This window comes from Dickeya ananatis (genome assembly GCF_019464615.1).
GTDB lineage: Bacteria > Pseudomonadota > Gammaproteobacteria > Enterobacterales > Enterobacteriaceae > Dickeya > Dickeya oryzae.
The window spans coordinates 942,389-957,744 of the sequence record NZ_CP040816.1; the positions used below are offsets into that span (position 1 = coordinate 942,389).

The following is a 15,356-nucleotide window of genomic DNA, read 5'->3' on the forward strand; positions in this document are numbered from 1 at the left end:
ATGAGAGTAATAATCAGAATTTAAAATAGTGTAGGGCGTTATCGTGGCAAATATTTCTTACCATACGTTGGAGAATAAGCATGTCGGCAGGATAGTCGCCATTCTCAATCCACTGTCCGATTAATCCGCAGAGAATACGTCGGAAATAATCATGACGAGGATAAGAAACAAAACTGCGTGAGTCAGTCAGCATGCCGACGAAATTCATCAACAACCCTTGGTCTGCCAGGGTGTTGAGTTGGTTTTGCATTCCACGACGGGTATCGTTAAACCACCAGCCAGAACCGAACTGTAACGGTGATTTAACGCCGTCTTCGCCAGATTGGAAATTGGCAATCGTCGAAGCCACAATATCGTTGTACGTTGCGTAGAGATTATAGAGAATGGTTTTCGGTAAGTGATTCTCCCTGGTCATGGCATTGAGAAAGGCATTCAGATTGCTGGCTAATTGATTCTGATCGGCAATGGAATCAAATCCACTGTTGATGCCCGCTTTTTCAAGCATTCGCTGATTGTTATTACGAATGGCGCCGAAATGAATTTGCATGGCCCAATCATATTTTTTATAAAGCCTGGACAGGATAATTAATAACACACTCTGCCAGGTGGTTTCTTCTGTGGGGGACAATGCCTTGTTCTGTGTTTTTTTCAGGAATACCGCATCGGCTTCATGTGGCGTGAATTTGCTAAACGTGAATTCTCCCAATCCGTGATCGGAAATACGACAGCCGACATCATGGAAATATTTCACCCGCGCTTCCAGTGCACGCTCAAAATCCGCCAGTTGGGTAATTTTTTCACCCGTTAACTCTGACAGGCGTGTCAGTGCAGTAGAAAATACCTGATGTTGCTGGGAAAAAAACTCATCCGGACGGAAAGTTGGCAATACACGTGGCGCGAAGGTGTCGTCCTGCTTTAATAACTGGTGGTAGTGCAAGTCATCCAGTGGAGAATCGGTGGTGCAGATAACCTCCACTCGGGAGCGCGTCATCAGCGCGCGTGGCGTGAAAGCCTCATCGCGGAGCTGGCGATTACAGGCCTCCATGATTTCACGCCAGTTGCGGCTGCTGAGCGGTTCATCAATGCCAAAGTACTGTTTGAGCTCCAGATGTGTCCAGTGATAAAGCGGGTTACCGAATGCCGCTTCCACGGTTTCTGCCCAGGCCTGAAATTTTTCTTCTGCCGTGGCATCGCCAGTGATGTAAGCCTCGGGGATGCCGTTGGCGCGCATCGCGCGCCATTTGTAGTGATCGCCAGCCAGCCATAGCTCGGTCATGTTGCTGAACGGGCGGTTGTGGTAAATATCCCTGGCCTCCAGGTGACAGTGATAGTCAATGATGGGTAAGTCACGCGCGACCTGTTGGTAGAGCGCTATCCCCGTTGGGTTGCCTATCATGAAGTTGTCGTTAATCAAGCTCATGGCTTTCTTTCCTCACCCTGTCGTTGGTTTACCAGTTCCACAGCGTGCCATCTTCCAGACGGGCAACCGGCAGATAAGCGGGGTCGTAGGGATATTTGGCCGCCAGTTTTTCGTCGAACTCGATCCCCAAACCGGGTTTGTCGCCGGGGTGCATATAACCGTCTTCAAACGTCCAGTTATGCGGGAAGACGTCCAGCATCTGTTCGGAATACCCCATAAATTCCTGAATACCGAAATTCGGCACCCAGAGATCGAAGTGCAATGCGGCGGCCATGCAGACGGGTGACAGGTCCGACGGGCCGTGCGAACCAGTGCGAACCTGATACAGCGAGGCGAAATCGGCGATACGGCGCATCCCGGTAATGCCACCGGCGTGGGTGATGGTGGTGCGGATATAATCGATTAACTGCTCTTCGATCAGTTGCTTGCAATCCCAGATGCTGTTGAAGACCTCGCCGACGGCAATCGGCGTGACGGTGTGCTGGCGAATCAGACGGAAGCAGGCCTGATTTTCGGCCGGTGTTGGGTCTTCCATCCAAAACAAACGGTATGGCTCCACGCTTTTACCAAAACGCGCAGCCTCAATCGGTGTCAGGCGGTGGTGCATGTCGTGTAGCAGGTGTTCATTAAAACCAAATTTGTTACGCACGGCTTCAAACAGGCTGGGGGTGAAGTCGAGATACTTCTCCGTCGACCAGACTTGTTCTTCCGGCCAGTTGCCTTTGGTGGCGGGTTCATACGCCAGCCCTTTGCCCTTCGCCATACCATAGGTGGTTTTCATACCCGGAATGCCGCACTGCACACGAATCGCTTTGAAACCCTGCTCGCGGTGGCGGGCATAGTCATCCAGCACCTCGTCGATGGAATGGCCGGTGGTATGGCAATACACCATGACGCCACTGCGGGAAGCGCCGCCCAGTAACTGGTAGAGCGGCATGTTCGCTACTTTGCCTTTGATATCCCACAACGCCATATCCACGGCGGAAATGGCGGACATGGTGACCGGACCGCGACGCCAGTAAGCGCCTTTATAGAAATATTGCCAGATGTCTTCGATCTGCCGGGCGTCACGGCCGATCAACTGCGGGCAAATATGATCCTTAAGGTAAGACGCAACGGAGAGCTCCCGTCCGTTCAGCGTGGCATCGCCAAGACCTGTGACACCGCTGGTCGTGGTGATTTTCAAGGTAACGAAATTACGTCCCGGACAGGTGACAAACACTTCTGCGCTAACAATTTTCACGGTTTTGAGTCCTTTTTATGTCTTCTACGCTAACTACCATACAAGTATATATTTGCGTGCACTATGCGCTGCCTCACAGTTATTCATCTGGACGGGTAAAAAAACGCCTCACGCCATGCCGGAACCGCCGATGGCACCTGTAGCGAAAAACAGCCGTTAAGTGGCATAGTGTTTGCTTGATAAATAGCGTGACTGGCAAAAACAGGGGGCAGCATCGAGCCCCGATAGGCCATTAATTGCAATCAATGACAGCAAACAGGAACAATAATAGAGATGACACAACAGGTTTTCTTTCCCGCCACCGTGTTACGCGGCGTCGGGGCCAGTCAGCAGTTGGGGGCGGTATGCGCCCGGTTCGGTAGTCGGGTTCTGGTGGCTGGAGGGCATCAGGCGCTGGCAGCCGCACAAACCGTGATCATTGAGCAACTGCGGCAGGCCGGGGTGACGCTGACGGCGGTGGAGTGGTCTGGTGAGCAATGCAGCGTCAGTCAGATAGAACGGTTGTGCGCGCGGGTGCGTGAAACCGACAGTGATCTGATCCTGGCGGTGGGTGGCGGTAAAGCGCTGGATACAGGGAAAGCGGTGGCGTTTCAGTGTGGCATTCCGGTGGTGACATTGCCGACTATTGCAGCTACCTGCGCGGCGGTGACACCGCTGTCGGTGCGTTACCATGATGACGGCCATTTTCACGATTTGTATCACCTGCCGGTGGCCCCCGCCGCCGTAGTGATAGACAGTGCGCTGCTGGTTCGTGCCCCACTGCGCTGGCTGGCGGCCGGGCTGGGGGATACGCTTGCCAAGTGGTATGAGTTCCGTGCGATTGATAAGGGTGACGATAGCAATGGCTTTGCGGCGTCGTCACGCGCTAACAGCGAGATCTGTTTTCGGTTGATAGCGCAACACGGCGAGGCCGCCTGCCGTGCGGTAATGGAAGGGCAAGCCAATGACGCGCTGGACCAGGTGCTGGATGCCATCTTCCTGTTTGCCGGTCTGACATCGTTGATGGCCAGTGGCGCACATGCCGCGGCCTCCCATGCGTTGTATGAAGGGTTTACCGTGTGTGATAAAACCCGTGAATTTGGTCACGGCTTGCTGGTCGGTTTTGGCAATCTGTGCCTGCTGGCGCTGGAGCAACGCAGCGATGAGGAGTTGCTGGAGGCGATTCGGCTGGCTCATGCCTGTGCGGTGCCGCTGACACTGGCGACTATCTGCCCGGATTTGTCAGAAGACGAACTGGCGGCGATTATTCGTGCCTCGATTGACGCGCCGGATATGGCGAACATGCCGTTTAACGTGACAGAGTCGCAGTTGTATCAGTCGATACGCCGGGTTGAAGCGCTGGCGGTGCGCGTCACGGCCGGGTAATGCGCTAACCATGACGGAGTCGGCTCACCCAGCGGGTAGGCGATAACAAAGACCGGGCGAGCCCGGTCTTTGTTTGAGGGATACTTATGGAAGCCCGTGTTGTGTTTCAATCGGTCACATGACCCTGTCAGAGTTTGCTGACGCCAGAACGACTCACCTTGCAGTTAGCGGTATCCCACTTCTCACCGTATTTTTCCGTTGAGCCCTGGCCTTTCACCACGCCTTTGAACTCTTCGCAGACGGGCGGTTTGCCTTCTTTATAATTCTTGATTTTCAGACCACTGATGGTGGCCACATCGCCGTAGTTACGGTTAACACCGGCAATACTGTCAATGGTGCCGTTCACGGTGGCGCTGGTGACGGTCAGGAAACGCGGGCCGCCGTTGTTGGAGCAATCACCGCAAGAGCGCCACAGCTTTCCGTGTTCACCGGTCAGGGTAAAGTTGCCCTTCACCACGGTGGTGCTGTTTTTGGAGTTGTGCTGCAGCACTTTGTCCGGTTTACCGCCGTAACCACCTTTGACGTTGTGCGCTATCCCGCCAACGATGGTGAGGGTTTTACCGTTATTGGTTGCGGCATCTTCACAGATGTCCTCCCAGATGACGTTTTCGATGGTGCAGTTACCGCTGTCACAGTGAATACCATCTGCACCGCCGGAAGCCGAAATACGCAGGTTTTTCACCGTGGCGTTTTTCAGGATGATCAGCGGCTTTTGTTTATCGCTGTCATTCGGGCAGGACGTACCGATGGTCACGCCGCCGCAATCGACGGTGCGGTTTTCGAATGTGACGCCCGGTTTGCACTCAGAGCTGGCTTTTGCTGCACGCAGCGGGCCGGTGCTCGGTGCCGTGGTCACGGCATTCGAAACGGTCTGGTTTTGATTGTCGCTGACGACATCCACCCAGTACCAGTAGTTGACGCCGCTATTGGTGTCTGCATCGTTAAAGGTACGGGTTTCTGCATCCAGCACGGCGATGCGCTCACGCAGGTCAGGATTACTGGTTGTGCCGCGATATACTTCCTGACGCACAACTTTACTGGCATCGGTAGACCAGCCCAGATAATTGACATCACTTTTCTGGGATAACATCAGTGTGGTTTGGGTCGCGAGCGACGGTGCCGCCAGCGCGAGTGCACACAGAGGCAATACATACTTAAACATACAATCTCCTTGTAAATCCCACAGGTATTGACTCTCATTCAGTTGAGAGAAAGAAATAAATAAAAGCGGGTACTTCCTGAAAGTATCGAGACTACTATAGAACAAAAAATAAAAAATGGGATAAAAATAAACCGCCGTTTTGAAAATTAATTTTGGGTGAAGATGATCCGTCTTATTTTTCCGTTATGAAAATAGGAATTCATCATGATTATTTGTGATGTGCGAATGGAAAATATAAAAACGACTGTGACAGACATCAATTTTTTATTGTTGGTGAATTGATTTTACCCTGTATTTAAGAGTGGGTCTGACAGCTATATGGCAACAGGCGAATAATACAGTGAGTGGTTTATTGAGCGGTGATAGCGATATGAATGAGATGTTTCCCGTTGGCACCGCAGGCAGGTTATCAGGTGATGATTGACTCGGATATTACCAGGCTCGCTCTCCGATGATGGTATCAAACACCCGTCTGGTCAGGTAATTATGGGTTGATTTTTATTCGGATGACTATTCTGTTATTTCTTAACAAAGTAAAGCATTGTAACGTAAAAATGGTGAATGCATTCATATGTATGTCACATCGTTTTTTATTTATAGGGATTTATACTGAGGATTAAAATAGGGATGTCTGTGGTGATGATGAAGAAGACCGTTTGGGGAACACAAGTTGCCATACTATGGAGTGTTGTAATGGGAGGGGTCACATTGCTGTCGGGATGTGGCGGCGTTGAACCAACAGAGCAGGAAATCAGGCAGGCCGTTGATGAGAGCGTGATGCAAACCAATCAGGAAATAAAACAGCGAGTAGGTTCGCTTTTTAATGACGAGATGTTAATTAAAATCAATTCATTAAAAAAGTTGGATTGTATTAAAGTTGAGATTAATACTTATCAATGCAACATTGAACTCGATGTCACCCCACCGCAAGGTAGAAACAAAAAAGAAACCGTTGTGCTGTTTTTTATTCAGAAACATGATGGATGGAAGATAATAAAGTAAGGTGTTATTTCCATAAGTAGTATTTCTCCATGAGTGGTGTTATAGGGAAAGAATGCCACGATTATTTATTCTGCATGATTTCCCTATTTTCCTGAGTAGAGCGCATCGGTTTCCCAAACGGTATTCACACCATACACCAGGTTGCAAGGGAGTCCGCTTTGTTACTCAGCCCATCCGTGGGCTTCACTCTGTCAGTGCTCTGTATAAAATAACTGTGCGACTTAACAGGTGTATCTCCGGCCTCGTTTTGTACAAGGTGTGGGAGGCTATAACGTGAATGCCCTCCCAATATCAATGCACATCAGGTACGGGCACGTCGGCGTTGATACGCCGCCCAGTGGCGCCAAACACCAGACAGTGAGTGGCGTCGAAGCCGACAGTGATCGCCTGCCAGGGACGGAATTGTACGTCGCCGGGCAGCAGAATTTTAAAACCGTCGTGACCGTAGCACTGCCCGAACAGGTAGGTGTTATTACCCAGTCGTTCAACCACTTCGCACTGGAAATCCAGCGTCACCGGGTGCGAGGACGGCTGAATACCGAGATGCTCCGGGCGAATGCCCAGTGTAATCGCATCGCCAGTTTCGAGCGGGGAGGTGGCGATAGCCAGCGTCAGCGTTTTCTCTGCCGTCAACGCGACAGTTAACTGATGCGGTTGCCAGTCGATGACGGTCGATGGCAGAAAGTTCATCTTGGGTGAGCCGATAAAACCGGCGACAAAGCGATTGACCGGGTTGTAGTACAGCGCCATTGGCGAGCCGGTTTGCTCCACCTTGCCGCTATTCATCACCACGATTTTATCGGCCAGTGTCATCGCTTCCACCTGATCGTGGGTCACATACACCATCGTGGTTTTCAGTTCCTGATGCAGCCTGGCGATGTGCAAACGCATATCCACCCGCAGTTCAGCATCGAGGTTGGAGAGCGGCTCGTCGAACATAAACACTTTTGGGTTACGCACGATGGCGCGGCCGATAGCCACGCGTTGGCGCTGTCCGCCGGACAGCTGTTTCGGTTTTCGGTCCAGCAAATGAGACAACTGTAGGGTTTTGGCGACCATCTCGACCTGATAGCGAATCTCCGCCTTCGGCACCTTGTTGACTTTCAGCCCATAGCCCATATTTTCCGCCACCGTCATGTGCGGATAGAGCGCGTAAGACTGAAACACCATCGCCACACCGCGGTGAGCCGGTGCAACGTCATTCATCACGTCGTCATCAATCAGAATCTTGCCATCGCTAATCTCTTCCAGACCGGCGATCATCCTCAGTAGCGTGGATTTGCCGCAACCAGAAGGACCAACAAACACCGCAAACTCACCCGCCTGGATATCCAGATTGATATTGTGCAGCGTTTCAGTGTTGCCAAAGCGTTTGGTGACATTTTGTAAGCATATGCTGGACATCCGCTTTTCCTCAAACGGGTTTATCAATACGGCGACGGCAAGATGCCGCCAGCGTCGCGTCAGTCAGTAAATGTACTACGTGTAACAATTAATATCGGATAACCTGAGCACGCATTTACGTTGAAAAGACTATAACTGCCTTGTTTTTCGCACCCTATCGGCATGTTTCATTTCTGCAATTGTGATCACACAATAGCCACTTTTCTGTCGTCATATCAGGACGCTTAGCGTAGCGTATAACATCATCATCAGATGATTCGTTTCGGTTTTAACCCATTAATCATGGGGTGATGTCAGGTTTGCCAATGCGAAGTGCCATGATTTTTTATTTAAAATGTTATACCTTCACATGAGGTCGATAATGAAAACCAAAACACTTACCGCCCTGCTACTCTCCACCACGGTGGTCGGCCATCTGTCGGCTTTTTCGGTGCATGCCGCGCCGTCACTGACCGTTTGGGAAGACATCCGCAAGTCGGATGGCATTAAAGACGCCATCAGGGATTTCGAAAAACAGTTCAACGTCAGCGTGAACCTGCAGGAAATGCCGTATGCCCAGCAACTGGAGAAATTGCGCTTAGATGGCCCGGCGGGGATTGGCCCTGACGTGCTGGTCATCCCCAATGATCAAGTAGGCGGGGCGGTGGTGCAGGGGCTGATCGCGCCGCTCAAACTCGACCAAACCGTGCAGGACAGCTTTACCGCGGCGTCGATTGCCGCATTTCGCATGAACAATCAGGTGTATGGCTGGCCGAAAGCGGTGGAAACCCTGGTGCTGATTTACAACAAGGAACTGGTGAGCAAACCACTGGCTAGCTTGCAGGAGTGGTATGACTTTTCCCGCCAGCGGCAGGCGCAGGGGGCATTCGGGCTGTTGGCGAAGTTTGATCAGATTTACTACAGCTGGGGCGCTATTGGGCCGATGGGCGGCTATATCTTCGGCAAGAATGATAAAGGTGGCCTCAACCCGTTGGACATCGGGCTGAATACACCGGGGGCGGTGGATGCCGTCACACTGCTGCGTAAATTTTACGCGGATAAACTCTTTCCCGCAGGGATTATCGGTGATAACGGGTTAAACGCCATTGATTCGCTGTTCACTGAGAAAAAAGCCGCCGCTGTGATCAACGGCCCCTGGGCGTTCCAGCCCTATGAGGCGGCGGGTATTCATTACGGCGTGGCACCGCTACCGCTGCTGCCGGACGGCAAACCAATGAGCTCATTCCTTGGCGTGAAAGGCTATGTGGTATCGACCTGGAGCAAGGACAACGCGCTGGCACAACGCTTTATCGAATTCATCAACCAGCCGCGTTACGTGAAGGTCCGCTACCAGCGTACCGGTGAGATCCCGCCGCAAAAAAGCATGATCGACGACCCGTTAATTAAGAACGACGAGAAAGCCAGCGCGGTTGCCATTCAGGCCGCCCGTGCGGTGCCCATGCCGGGTATTCCGGAAATGGGCGAAGTCTGGGGGCCAGCTAACGCGGCGCTGGAGTTGAGCATGACCGGCAAGCAACAACCGAAAGCGGCACTCGATAACGCGGTGAAGCAAATCAAAATGCAGGTTGAGGCGATGCAGGCCAGCAATCAGTAACCGCCGTTATTCATTGGCATCGGTCATATCGTGCGGGAGGGCAGCCTCCCGCGATAACAAGGAGTCGCGTGTGATTATCAGTTCTGGCGAACCCCTTTGTGGGGAAAAGCGTACCCGACGCCACGCCTGGGTTGCGGCAGGCTGCGCCGTGCTGCCCGGCGGCGGGCAGTTTTACCATCGTCAGTGGGCGAAGGGCATGATCTTTTTAGTGCTGCTCGGTAGTTACCTGGGGGTATTTCATGATTTTCTGCGCACCGGTCTGTGGGGCGTGTATACGCTGGGCGAGGAAGTCCCGCGTGATAACTCCATCTTCCTGCTGGCGGAAGGGATCATCAGCTTGCTTATCATCGCGTTTGGTGTGCTGATTTATGCCTGGTCTATCAACGACGCCTGGCGTAACGGCAAGCGGCGCGATGAGGGGCTGGCGCTGAATAGTGTGCGGCAGCAATACCGCCTGTTGTTGAGCGAGGGCTTCCCTTACCTGATGATTACACCGGGGTTTATCCTGCTGGTGTTTGTGGTGATATTCCCGATTCTGTTTGGTTTCGCCATCGCCTTTACCAACTACAACCTGTACCACACCCCGCCCGCCAAACTGGTGGAGTGGGTCGGCCTGAAGAATTTCGTCAGTATTTTTACCCTCAGCATCTGGCGTTCGACATTTCTGGATGTGCTGCAATGGACGGTGGTGTGGACGCTGCTGGCGACCACGTTGCAGTGCACGGTGGGGGTATTGCTGGCAATCCTGGTAAACCAGAAAGACCTGCGTTTTAAACCGCTGATTCGCACGATTTTCATTCTGCCGTGGGCGGTGCCGGGGTTCGTCACTATTCTGGTGTTTGCCGGGATGTTCAACGATTCGTTTGGCGTGATTAACAATGCCATTCTGGCATCGTTAGGGGTGAGCCCCAAAGCCTGGCTGACCGATCCGTTTTGGACCAAAACAGCGTTGATCATGATGCAGACCTGGCTCGGCTTCCCGTTTGTGTTCGCCATGACCACCGGTGTGCTACAGGCCATTCCGGAGGATTTGTACGAGGCGGCCACGATGGACGGTGCCAGCCGCTGGACGCAACTGCGCACCATCACCCTGCCGCTGGTGCTGTACTCGATTGCGCCGATCATCATCACCCAGTACACCTTCAACTTTAACAATTTCAACATTATCTATCTGTTTAACAACGGCGGGCCTGCCGTCGCCGGCTCCAATGCCGGGGGCACCGATATTTTGGTGTCCTGGATTTACAAACTGACGATGTCGTCGTCCCAGTATGCGATTGCCGCCACCATCACCATCCTGCTGTCGATTTTTGTCGTTGGCCTGGCGTTGTGGCAATTCCGGGCGACCCGGTCGTTTAAAAACGATGAGATGGCCTAAGGGGGCAATGATGGCGATGACTCAGCGTATTCAGCATCAACGCGTTAATCGGCAGGGTGTTAATCATCAAAGCATCAAACGTGAGAGGGCGATTCGGCTTTCGCTATCCTGGCTGGTGATTATTGCGGTGTCCGTGGTGATCATTTATCCGCTGGTGTGGACGGTCGGGGCATCGCTCAATGCGGGCAACAGCCTGTTGAGCACCTCGATCATTCCGGATAATCCGTCCTTCCAGCACTATGCGGATCTGTTTAACGGTCAGGTCAATTATCTGTCCTGGTACGTGAACTCGATGAAAATCAGCTTCCTGACCATGGTGCTGACGTTGTTAAGTGTCAGTTTCACCGCTTATGCCTTTTCCCGTTTCCGCTTCAAAGGGCGGCAGAATGGCCTGATGTTATTTTTGCTGTTGCAGATGATCCCGCAGTTTTCGGCGCTGATTGCCATTTTTGTGTTGTCGCAACTGCTGGGGTTGATCAATAGCCATCTGGCGCTGGTGCTGATTTATGTCGCTGGCATGATCCCGATGAACACCTACTTAATGAAAGGTTATCTGGACGCCATTCCTCGTGAACTGGACGAATCAGCGCGCATGGACGGTGCAGGCAATTTTCGTATCTTCATTGAGATCATTCTTCCGTTATCCAAGCCCATTATCGCCGTGGTGGCGCTGTTTTCCTTCACCGGCCCGTTGGGCGATTTCATCCTGTCCAGCACCATTTTGCGCACGCCGGATAAGTACACCCTGCCTATCGGCTTGTACAACCTGGTGGCCCAGAAAATGGGGGCCAGCTACACCACCTACGCGGCCGGTGCGGTGTTGATTGCCGTGCCGGTCGCGCTGCTTTACCTGATGCTGCAAAAATATTTTGTCTCCGGTCTCACTTCAGGCAGTACCAAAGGATAATCACGATGAAAAAAATGATACCCGCTTTACTGGCTGTTTCCCTGTCGCTGGGCGCGATGCCGCTCATGGCGGCGGAGTCTGTCGTTATTAAACCGCTGCGCAATACCCCGGCCGATTTTATCAAAGGGGCTGATATTTCCACCCTGCTGGAAGTGGAACGTCAGGGGGCTGTGTTTTATGACGAAAACCACACGCGTGTCGACCCGGTCGCGCTGCTGAAAAAGAACGGCGTTAATTATATTCGGTTGCGGTTGTGGGTAGACCCAAAAGACAGCGCCGGGCACCCCTACGGCGGTGGTGATAACGATCTGGCAACTACCCTGGCGCTGGCTAAACGCGCCAAAGCCGCAGGGATGAAGCTGCTGCTGGATTTTCACTACAGCGATTTCTGGACTGACCCCGGCAAGCAATTCAAGCCGAAAGCCTGGGCTAACCTGTCCTACGATCAACTGAAAACCGCTGTTCATGACTATACCCGTGACACCATCGCACGTTTTAAGCGGGAAGGGGTGTTGCCGGATATGGTGCAGATCGGTAACGAAGCCAACGGCGGCATCTTGTGGCCGGAAGGCAAAAGCTGGGGGCAGGGCGGCGGCGAATTCGATCGATTGGCTGGCCTGCTGAATGCTGCGATTGCCGGTTTGCGCGAAAACCTCAGTTCGCCAGGGCAGGTGAAGATCATGCTGCATCTGGCAGAAGGCACCAAGAACGATACCTTCCGCTGGTGGTTTGATGAAATCACCAAGCGCGGTGTGCCGTTCGATGTGATTGGTCTGTCGATGTACGCCTACTGGAACGGCCCCATCAGCGCTCTGAAAGCCAACATGGACGATATCAGCCAGCGCTACAACAAGGACGTTATCGTGGTAGAGGCCGCCTACGGCTATACCCTGGCGAACTGTGACAACGCCGAAAACAGCTTTGGCGAAAAAGAAGCAGCGGCGGGTGGCTATCCGGCTACGGTGCAAGGGCAGGCTGATTTCGTTCGTGACCTGATGCAAAGCGTGATTGATGTGCCGAAAAAACGCGGCAAAGGGGTGTTCTATTGGGAACCTGCCTGGATAACCCCGCCGGGAAATACCTGGGCCACCGAAGCCGGTATGACTTATATCAATGACCACTGGAAATTGGGCAACGCCCGTGAAAATCAGGCGTTATTTAATTGCCAGGGGGAGGTGTTGCCTTCGATAAAAGTCTTTAAATAAATACCCGTCATATTTCACGTGCAGGTGTGTTGGTGGTCTTCGAGGCATGTCGGAGAGTAATGCGTTACCGCCCGCCTGCATATCAAAATAGTGCAACGATGCTGTTTGCCTATTCAGTATTAAGGATTGTTTTATGAAACGATTTCCGCCTTTGAATCCGAAGGTCGAAGGGTTATTACATGGCGCTGATTATAATCCGGAGCAATGGGAGAATTACCCCGGCATGATTGATGACGATATCGCCATGATGAAACAGGTGAAATGTAATGTCATGTCGGTGGGGATTTTTAGCTGGTCCAAACTGGAACCGCAGGAAGGGGTATATCGGTTCGACTGGCTGGATGAGGTGATTGATAAATTATATCAGCAGGGCATTTCCGTGTTTCTGGCGACACCCAGCGGCGCGCGTCCGGCCTGGATGTCGCAGCGCTACCCGGACGTGTTGCGTGTCGGGCGTGACCGGGTACCGGCGTTGCACGGTGGCCGCCACAATCATTGCCTGTCATCGCCGGTGTATCGGGATAAGGTCCAAAAAATCAATACGTTGTTGGCAGAACGCTACGGGCACCACCCGGCGGTCATCGGCTGGCATATTTCTAACGAATACAGCGGTGAGTGCCATTGCCCTCGCTGTCAGCAGGCCTTTCGTCACTGGTTGCAGGCACGTTACCAGACGCTGGAGAACCTCAATCATGCCTGGTGGAGTGATTTCTGGAGCCACACCTACAGCGACTGGTCACAGATTGAATCACCCGCACCGCAAGGCGAGGTGTCCATTCATGGGTTGAACCTTGACTGGCGGCGCTTTAATACCGCACAGGCGAAAGACTTCTGCGCACAGGAAATTGCCCCGTTGAAGCGAGTCAACCCGGCTATTCCGGTCACCACCAACTTCATGGAGTATTTCTACGACTACGATTACTGGCAGTTGTCGCAGGTACTGGATGTTATTTCCTGGGACAGTTACCCGATGTGGCATCGGGATAAGGACGAGGCCACGCTCGCCTGTTATATCGCCCTGTTCCATGATCTGATGCGCTCGCTCAAGCAGGGTAAACCGTTTGTGTTGATGGAATCGACCCCCAGCGTGACCAACTGGCAGCCGCTCAGCAAGCTCAAGAAACCGGGGATGCACATTCTCTCTTCATTGCAGGCGGTGGCGCACGGTGCGGACGCGGTGCAGTATTTTCAGTGGCGTAAGAGCCGCGGTTCGGTGGAGAAATTCCACGGCGCGGTGGTGGATCATGTCGGCCATGTTGATACCCGCGTCGGTCGTGAAGTCGCCCAACTGGGGCTGATCTTATCGCAACTCGCCGATGTGGCAGGCAGCCGGGTGTATGCACAGGTGGCGATTCTGTTTGACTGGGAAAGCCGCTGGGCGATGGATGATGCGCAGGGGCCGCGTAACCTGGGTCTGGAATATGAAAAAACGGTAGCGGAGCATTATCGTCCATTCTGGGAGCAGGGGATCGCGGTAGACGTTATCAACGCTGACGGTGATTTCAGCGGCTATCGGTTACTGATTGCGCCGATGCTCTACATGGTGCGGCCGGGATTTGCCGAGCGTCTCGAGCAGTTTGTCCGGCAAGGCGGCCAGGTGGTGGTGACCTACTGGAGTGGTATCGTTAACGACAGCGATCTGTGTTATCTGGGCGGCTTTCCCGGCCCGCTGCGCCCGCTGTTGGGAATCTGGTCAGAAGAGATTGATTGCCTGGCTGACGGCGAATATAACCGGGTGCTGGGGCTGTCGGACAATGATATCGGGTTGACAGGGCCATATCAGGCACGCCATCTGTGCGAGTTGATTCACCTTGAGGGGGCGACGGCGCTCGCCAGCTACTGTGACGATTTCTATGCCGGGCGACCCGCGGTAACGGTGAATCGCGTCGGCAACGGGAAAGCCTGGTACGTCACGTCGCGTAACGACCTGTCGTTTCAGCGCGATTTCTTTGCCGCTATCATTCGTGAGCTGAATCTGCCCCGGGCACTGGACATTCCATTCCCCGAAGCGGTAACGGCACACCGCCGCACCAACGGTGACGACGAGTTTATCTTCATTGAAAACTACAGCGCGCTGCCGCACACGCTCCCACTGCCCACCGGGTACCGCGATATGCTGACCGGTGCGCCGCTGAGCGATGTTGTCCTTTCCGCCTGGGATTGCCGGGTGATCCGCCGCCGTCTGGTGTAACCGCTATCAAACCTGCGCCCATTGCCGTGTTGGCATGGGCGCTTTCTTTTGGGGCGAAACCCACCGTGCCGATGGGCGTCGCCGTGTACCGAACGATACCCTCAGAGGAGTATGCTCATGGTCAGTCTGCATTCTGTTATGCGTTATTTTTCACACCCGAAGCCGACGGCGGAATTAAGCGACGACGATAAACAGCAAATTCAGCGTCTGCTGCAGTTATTTGGTGGGCGGGAGAATATCGAACAGGTCGATGCTTGTATTACCCGGCTGCGGGTGACGGTAAAAAATCTGAGTGTGGTTGATTCACAGGGATTACAGCAAGAAGGCGCGCTGGGCGTGATTATTCTGGGCCAGCAGGTTCATGCCATATTTGGCAAACAGTCGGATACATTGCGTAAATTACTGGAGGAACATTTTTCCCGGCAGGAATAACCGCACGCTATAAATTGAGTTAGATAATAAATACGCAATATGCGGGTAAATAA

At 53.0% G+C, this 15,356-nt stretch carries 12 protein-coding genes; 8 read left to right on the forward strand and 4 right to left on the reverse strand.

The features are described 5' to 3' along the window. Positions 1-13 precede the first annotated feature (13 nt). Together uxaC and manD are read right to left on the reverse strand one after the other, a co-directional pair. A complete protein-coding gene (gene uxaC / locus FGI04_RS04120) occupies positions 14-1,420 on the reverse strand; it encodes a glucuronate isomerase (RefSeq protein WP_342700292.1) in 1,407 nt (468 codons plus the stop codon). A gap of 28 nt (positions 1,421-1,448) precedes the next feature. Continuing rightward, the gene (manD, locus tag FGI04_RS04125; protein ID WP_016943383.1) at positions 1,449-2,663 is read right to left on the reverse strand and encodes a D-mannonate dehydratase ManD; all 1,215 of its coding nucleotides are present in this window, start codon (positions 2,661-2,663) and stop codon (positions 1,449-1,451) included. A 273-nt stretch (positions 2,664-2,936) separates the two neighbouring features. Between manD and FGI04_RS04130 the strand changes: the two genes are divergently transcribed. Then, on the forward strand, positions 2,937-4,028 hold the full coding sequence (locus FGI04_RS04130; RefSeq protein WP_407336314.1) for an iron-containing alcohol dehydrogenase family protein: 1,092 nt from the start codon (positions 2,937-2,939) through the stop codon (positions 4,026-4,028). Between the two features lie 127 nt (positions 4,029-4,155). Here FGI04_RS04130 and pelI read toward each other — a convergent pair whose 3' ends face one another. Further along, entirely contained in the window at positions 4,156-5,190 is a 1,035-nt protein-coding gene (pelI, locus tag FGI04_RS04135; protein WP_342700294.1) for a pectate lyase PelI, read from the reverse strand. A 639-nt stretch (positions 5,191-5,829) separates the two neighbouring features. Here pelI and FGI04_RS04140 point away from each other — a divergent pair. Then, a complete protein-coding gene (locus tag FGI04_RS04140) occupies positions 5,830-6,192 on the forward strand; it encodes a hypothetical protein (protein ID WP_342700295.1) in 363 nt (120 codons plus the stop codon). A gap of 291 nt (positions 6,193-6,483) precedes the next feature. Here the strand turns inward: FGI04_RS04140 and FGI04_RS04145 are convergent, their stop codons facing one another. Continuing rightward, on the reverse strand, positions 6,484-7,596 hold the full coding sequence (locus tag FGI04_RS04145) for an ABC transporter ATP-binding protein (RefSeq protein ID WP_407336315.1): 1,113 nt from the start codon (positions 7,594-7,596) through the stop codon (positions 6,484-6,486). A 361-nt stretch (positions 7,597-7,957) separates the two neighbouring features. On the opposite strand from FGI04_RS04145, the gene FGI04_RS04150 reads away from it, so the two are divergent. The 6 genes from FGI04_RS04150 (at position 7,958) to FGI04_RS04175 (ending at position 15,303) form a co-directional block, all read left to right on the forward strand. Beyond that, entirely contained in the window at positions 7,958-9,190 is a 1,233-nt protein-coding gene (locus FGI04_RS04150) for an extracellular solute-binding protein (RefSeq protein WP_016943389.1), read from the forward strand. A gap of 70 nt (positions 9,191-9,260) precedes the next feature. Continuing rightward, on the forward strand, positions 9,261-10,568 hold the full coding sequence (locus FGI04_RS04155) for a carbohydrate ABC transporter permease (protein WP_038905132.1): 1,308 nt from the start codon (positions 9,261-9,263) through the stop codon (positions 10,566-10,568). Between the two features lie 16 nt (positions 10,569-10,584). Beyond that, positions 10,585-11,475: a sugar ABC transporter permease gene (locus FGI04_RS04160; protein ID WP_342700298.1), complete on the forward strand. Its 891-nt coding sequence runs from the start codon at positions 10,585-10,587 to the stop codon at positions 11,473-11,475. Between the two features lie 5 nt (positions 11,476-11,480). Continuing rightward, entirely contained in the window at positions 11,481-12,680 is a 1,200-nt protein-coding gene (locus FGI04_RS04165) for a glycoside hydrolase family 53 protein (RefSeq protein WP_407321622.1), read from the forward strand. Between the two features lie 133 nt (positions 12,681-12,813). Continuing rightward, on the forward strand, positions 12,814-14,871 hold the full coding sequence (locus FGI04_RS04170) for a beta-galactosidase (RefSeq protein ID WP_407321621.1): 2,058 nt from the start codon (positions 12,814-12,816) through the stop codon (positions 14,869-14,871). Between the two features lie 117 nt (positions 14,872-14,988). Further along, positions 14,989-15,303: a PTS sugar transporter subunit IIB gene (locus tag FGI04_RS04175; RefSeq protein WP_012885573.1), complete on the forward strand. Its 315-nt coding sequence runs from the start codon at positions 14,989-14,991 to the stop codon at positions 15,301-15,303. The last annotated feature ends 53 nt before the right edge of the window (positions 15,304-15,356 follow it).

Excerpts from the sequence above, each read along its gene's own strand:
- uxaC (WP_342700292.1), bottom strand. The coding sequence starts at position 1,420 with ATGAGCTTGATTAACGACAACTTCATGATAGGCAACCCAACGGGGATA.
- FGI04_RS04130 (WP_407336314.1), top strand. The coding sequence starts at position 2,937 with ATGACACAACAGGTTTTCTTTCCCGCCACCGTGTTACGCGGCGTCGGG.
- pelI (WP_342700294.1), bottom strand. The coding sequence starts at position 5,190 with ATGTTTAAGTATGTATTGCCTCTGTGTGCACTCGCGCTGGCGGCACCG.
- FGI04_RS04140 (WP_342700295.1), top strand. The coding sequence starts at position 5,830 with ATGATGAAGAAGACCGTTTGGGGAACACAAGTTGCCATACTATGGAGT.
- FGI04_RS04145 (WP_407336315.1), bottom strand. The coding sequence starts at position 7,596 with ATGTCCAGCATATGCTTACAAAATGTCACCAAACGCTTTGGCAACACT.
- FGI04_RS04150 (WP_016943389.1), top strand. The coding sequence starts at position 7,958 with ATGAAAACCAAAACACTTACCGCCCTGCTACTCTCCACCACGGTGGTC.
- FGI04_RS04160 (WP_342700298.1), top strand. The coding sequence starts at position 10,585 with ATGACTCAGCGTATTCAGCATCAACGCGTTAATCGGCAGGGTGTTAAT.
- FGI04_RS04165 (WP_407321622.1), top strand. The coding sequence starts at position 11,481 with ATGAAAAAAATGATACCCGCTTTACTGGCTGTTTCCCTGTCGCTGGGC.
- FGI04_RS04170 (WP_407321621.1), top strand. The coding sequence starts at position 12,814 with ATGAAACGATTTCCGCCTTTGAATCCGAAGGTCGAAGGGTTATTACAT.
- FGI04_RS04175 (WP_012885573.1), top strand. The coding sequence starts at position 14,989 with ATGGTCAGTCTGCATTCTGTTATGCGTTATTTTTCACACCCGAAGCCG.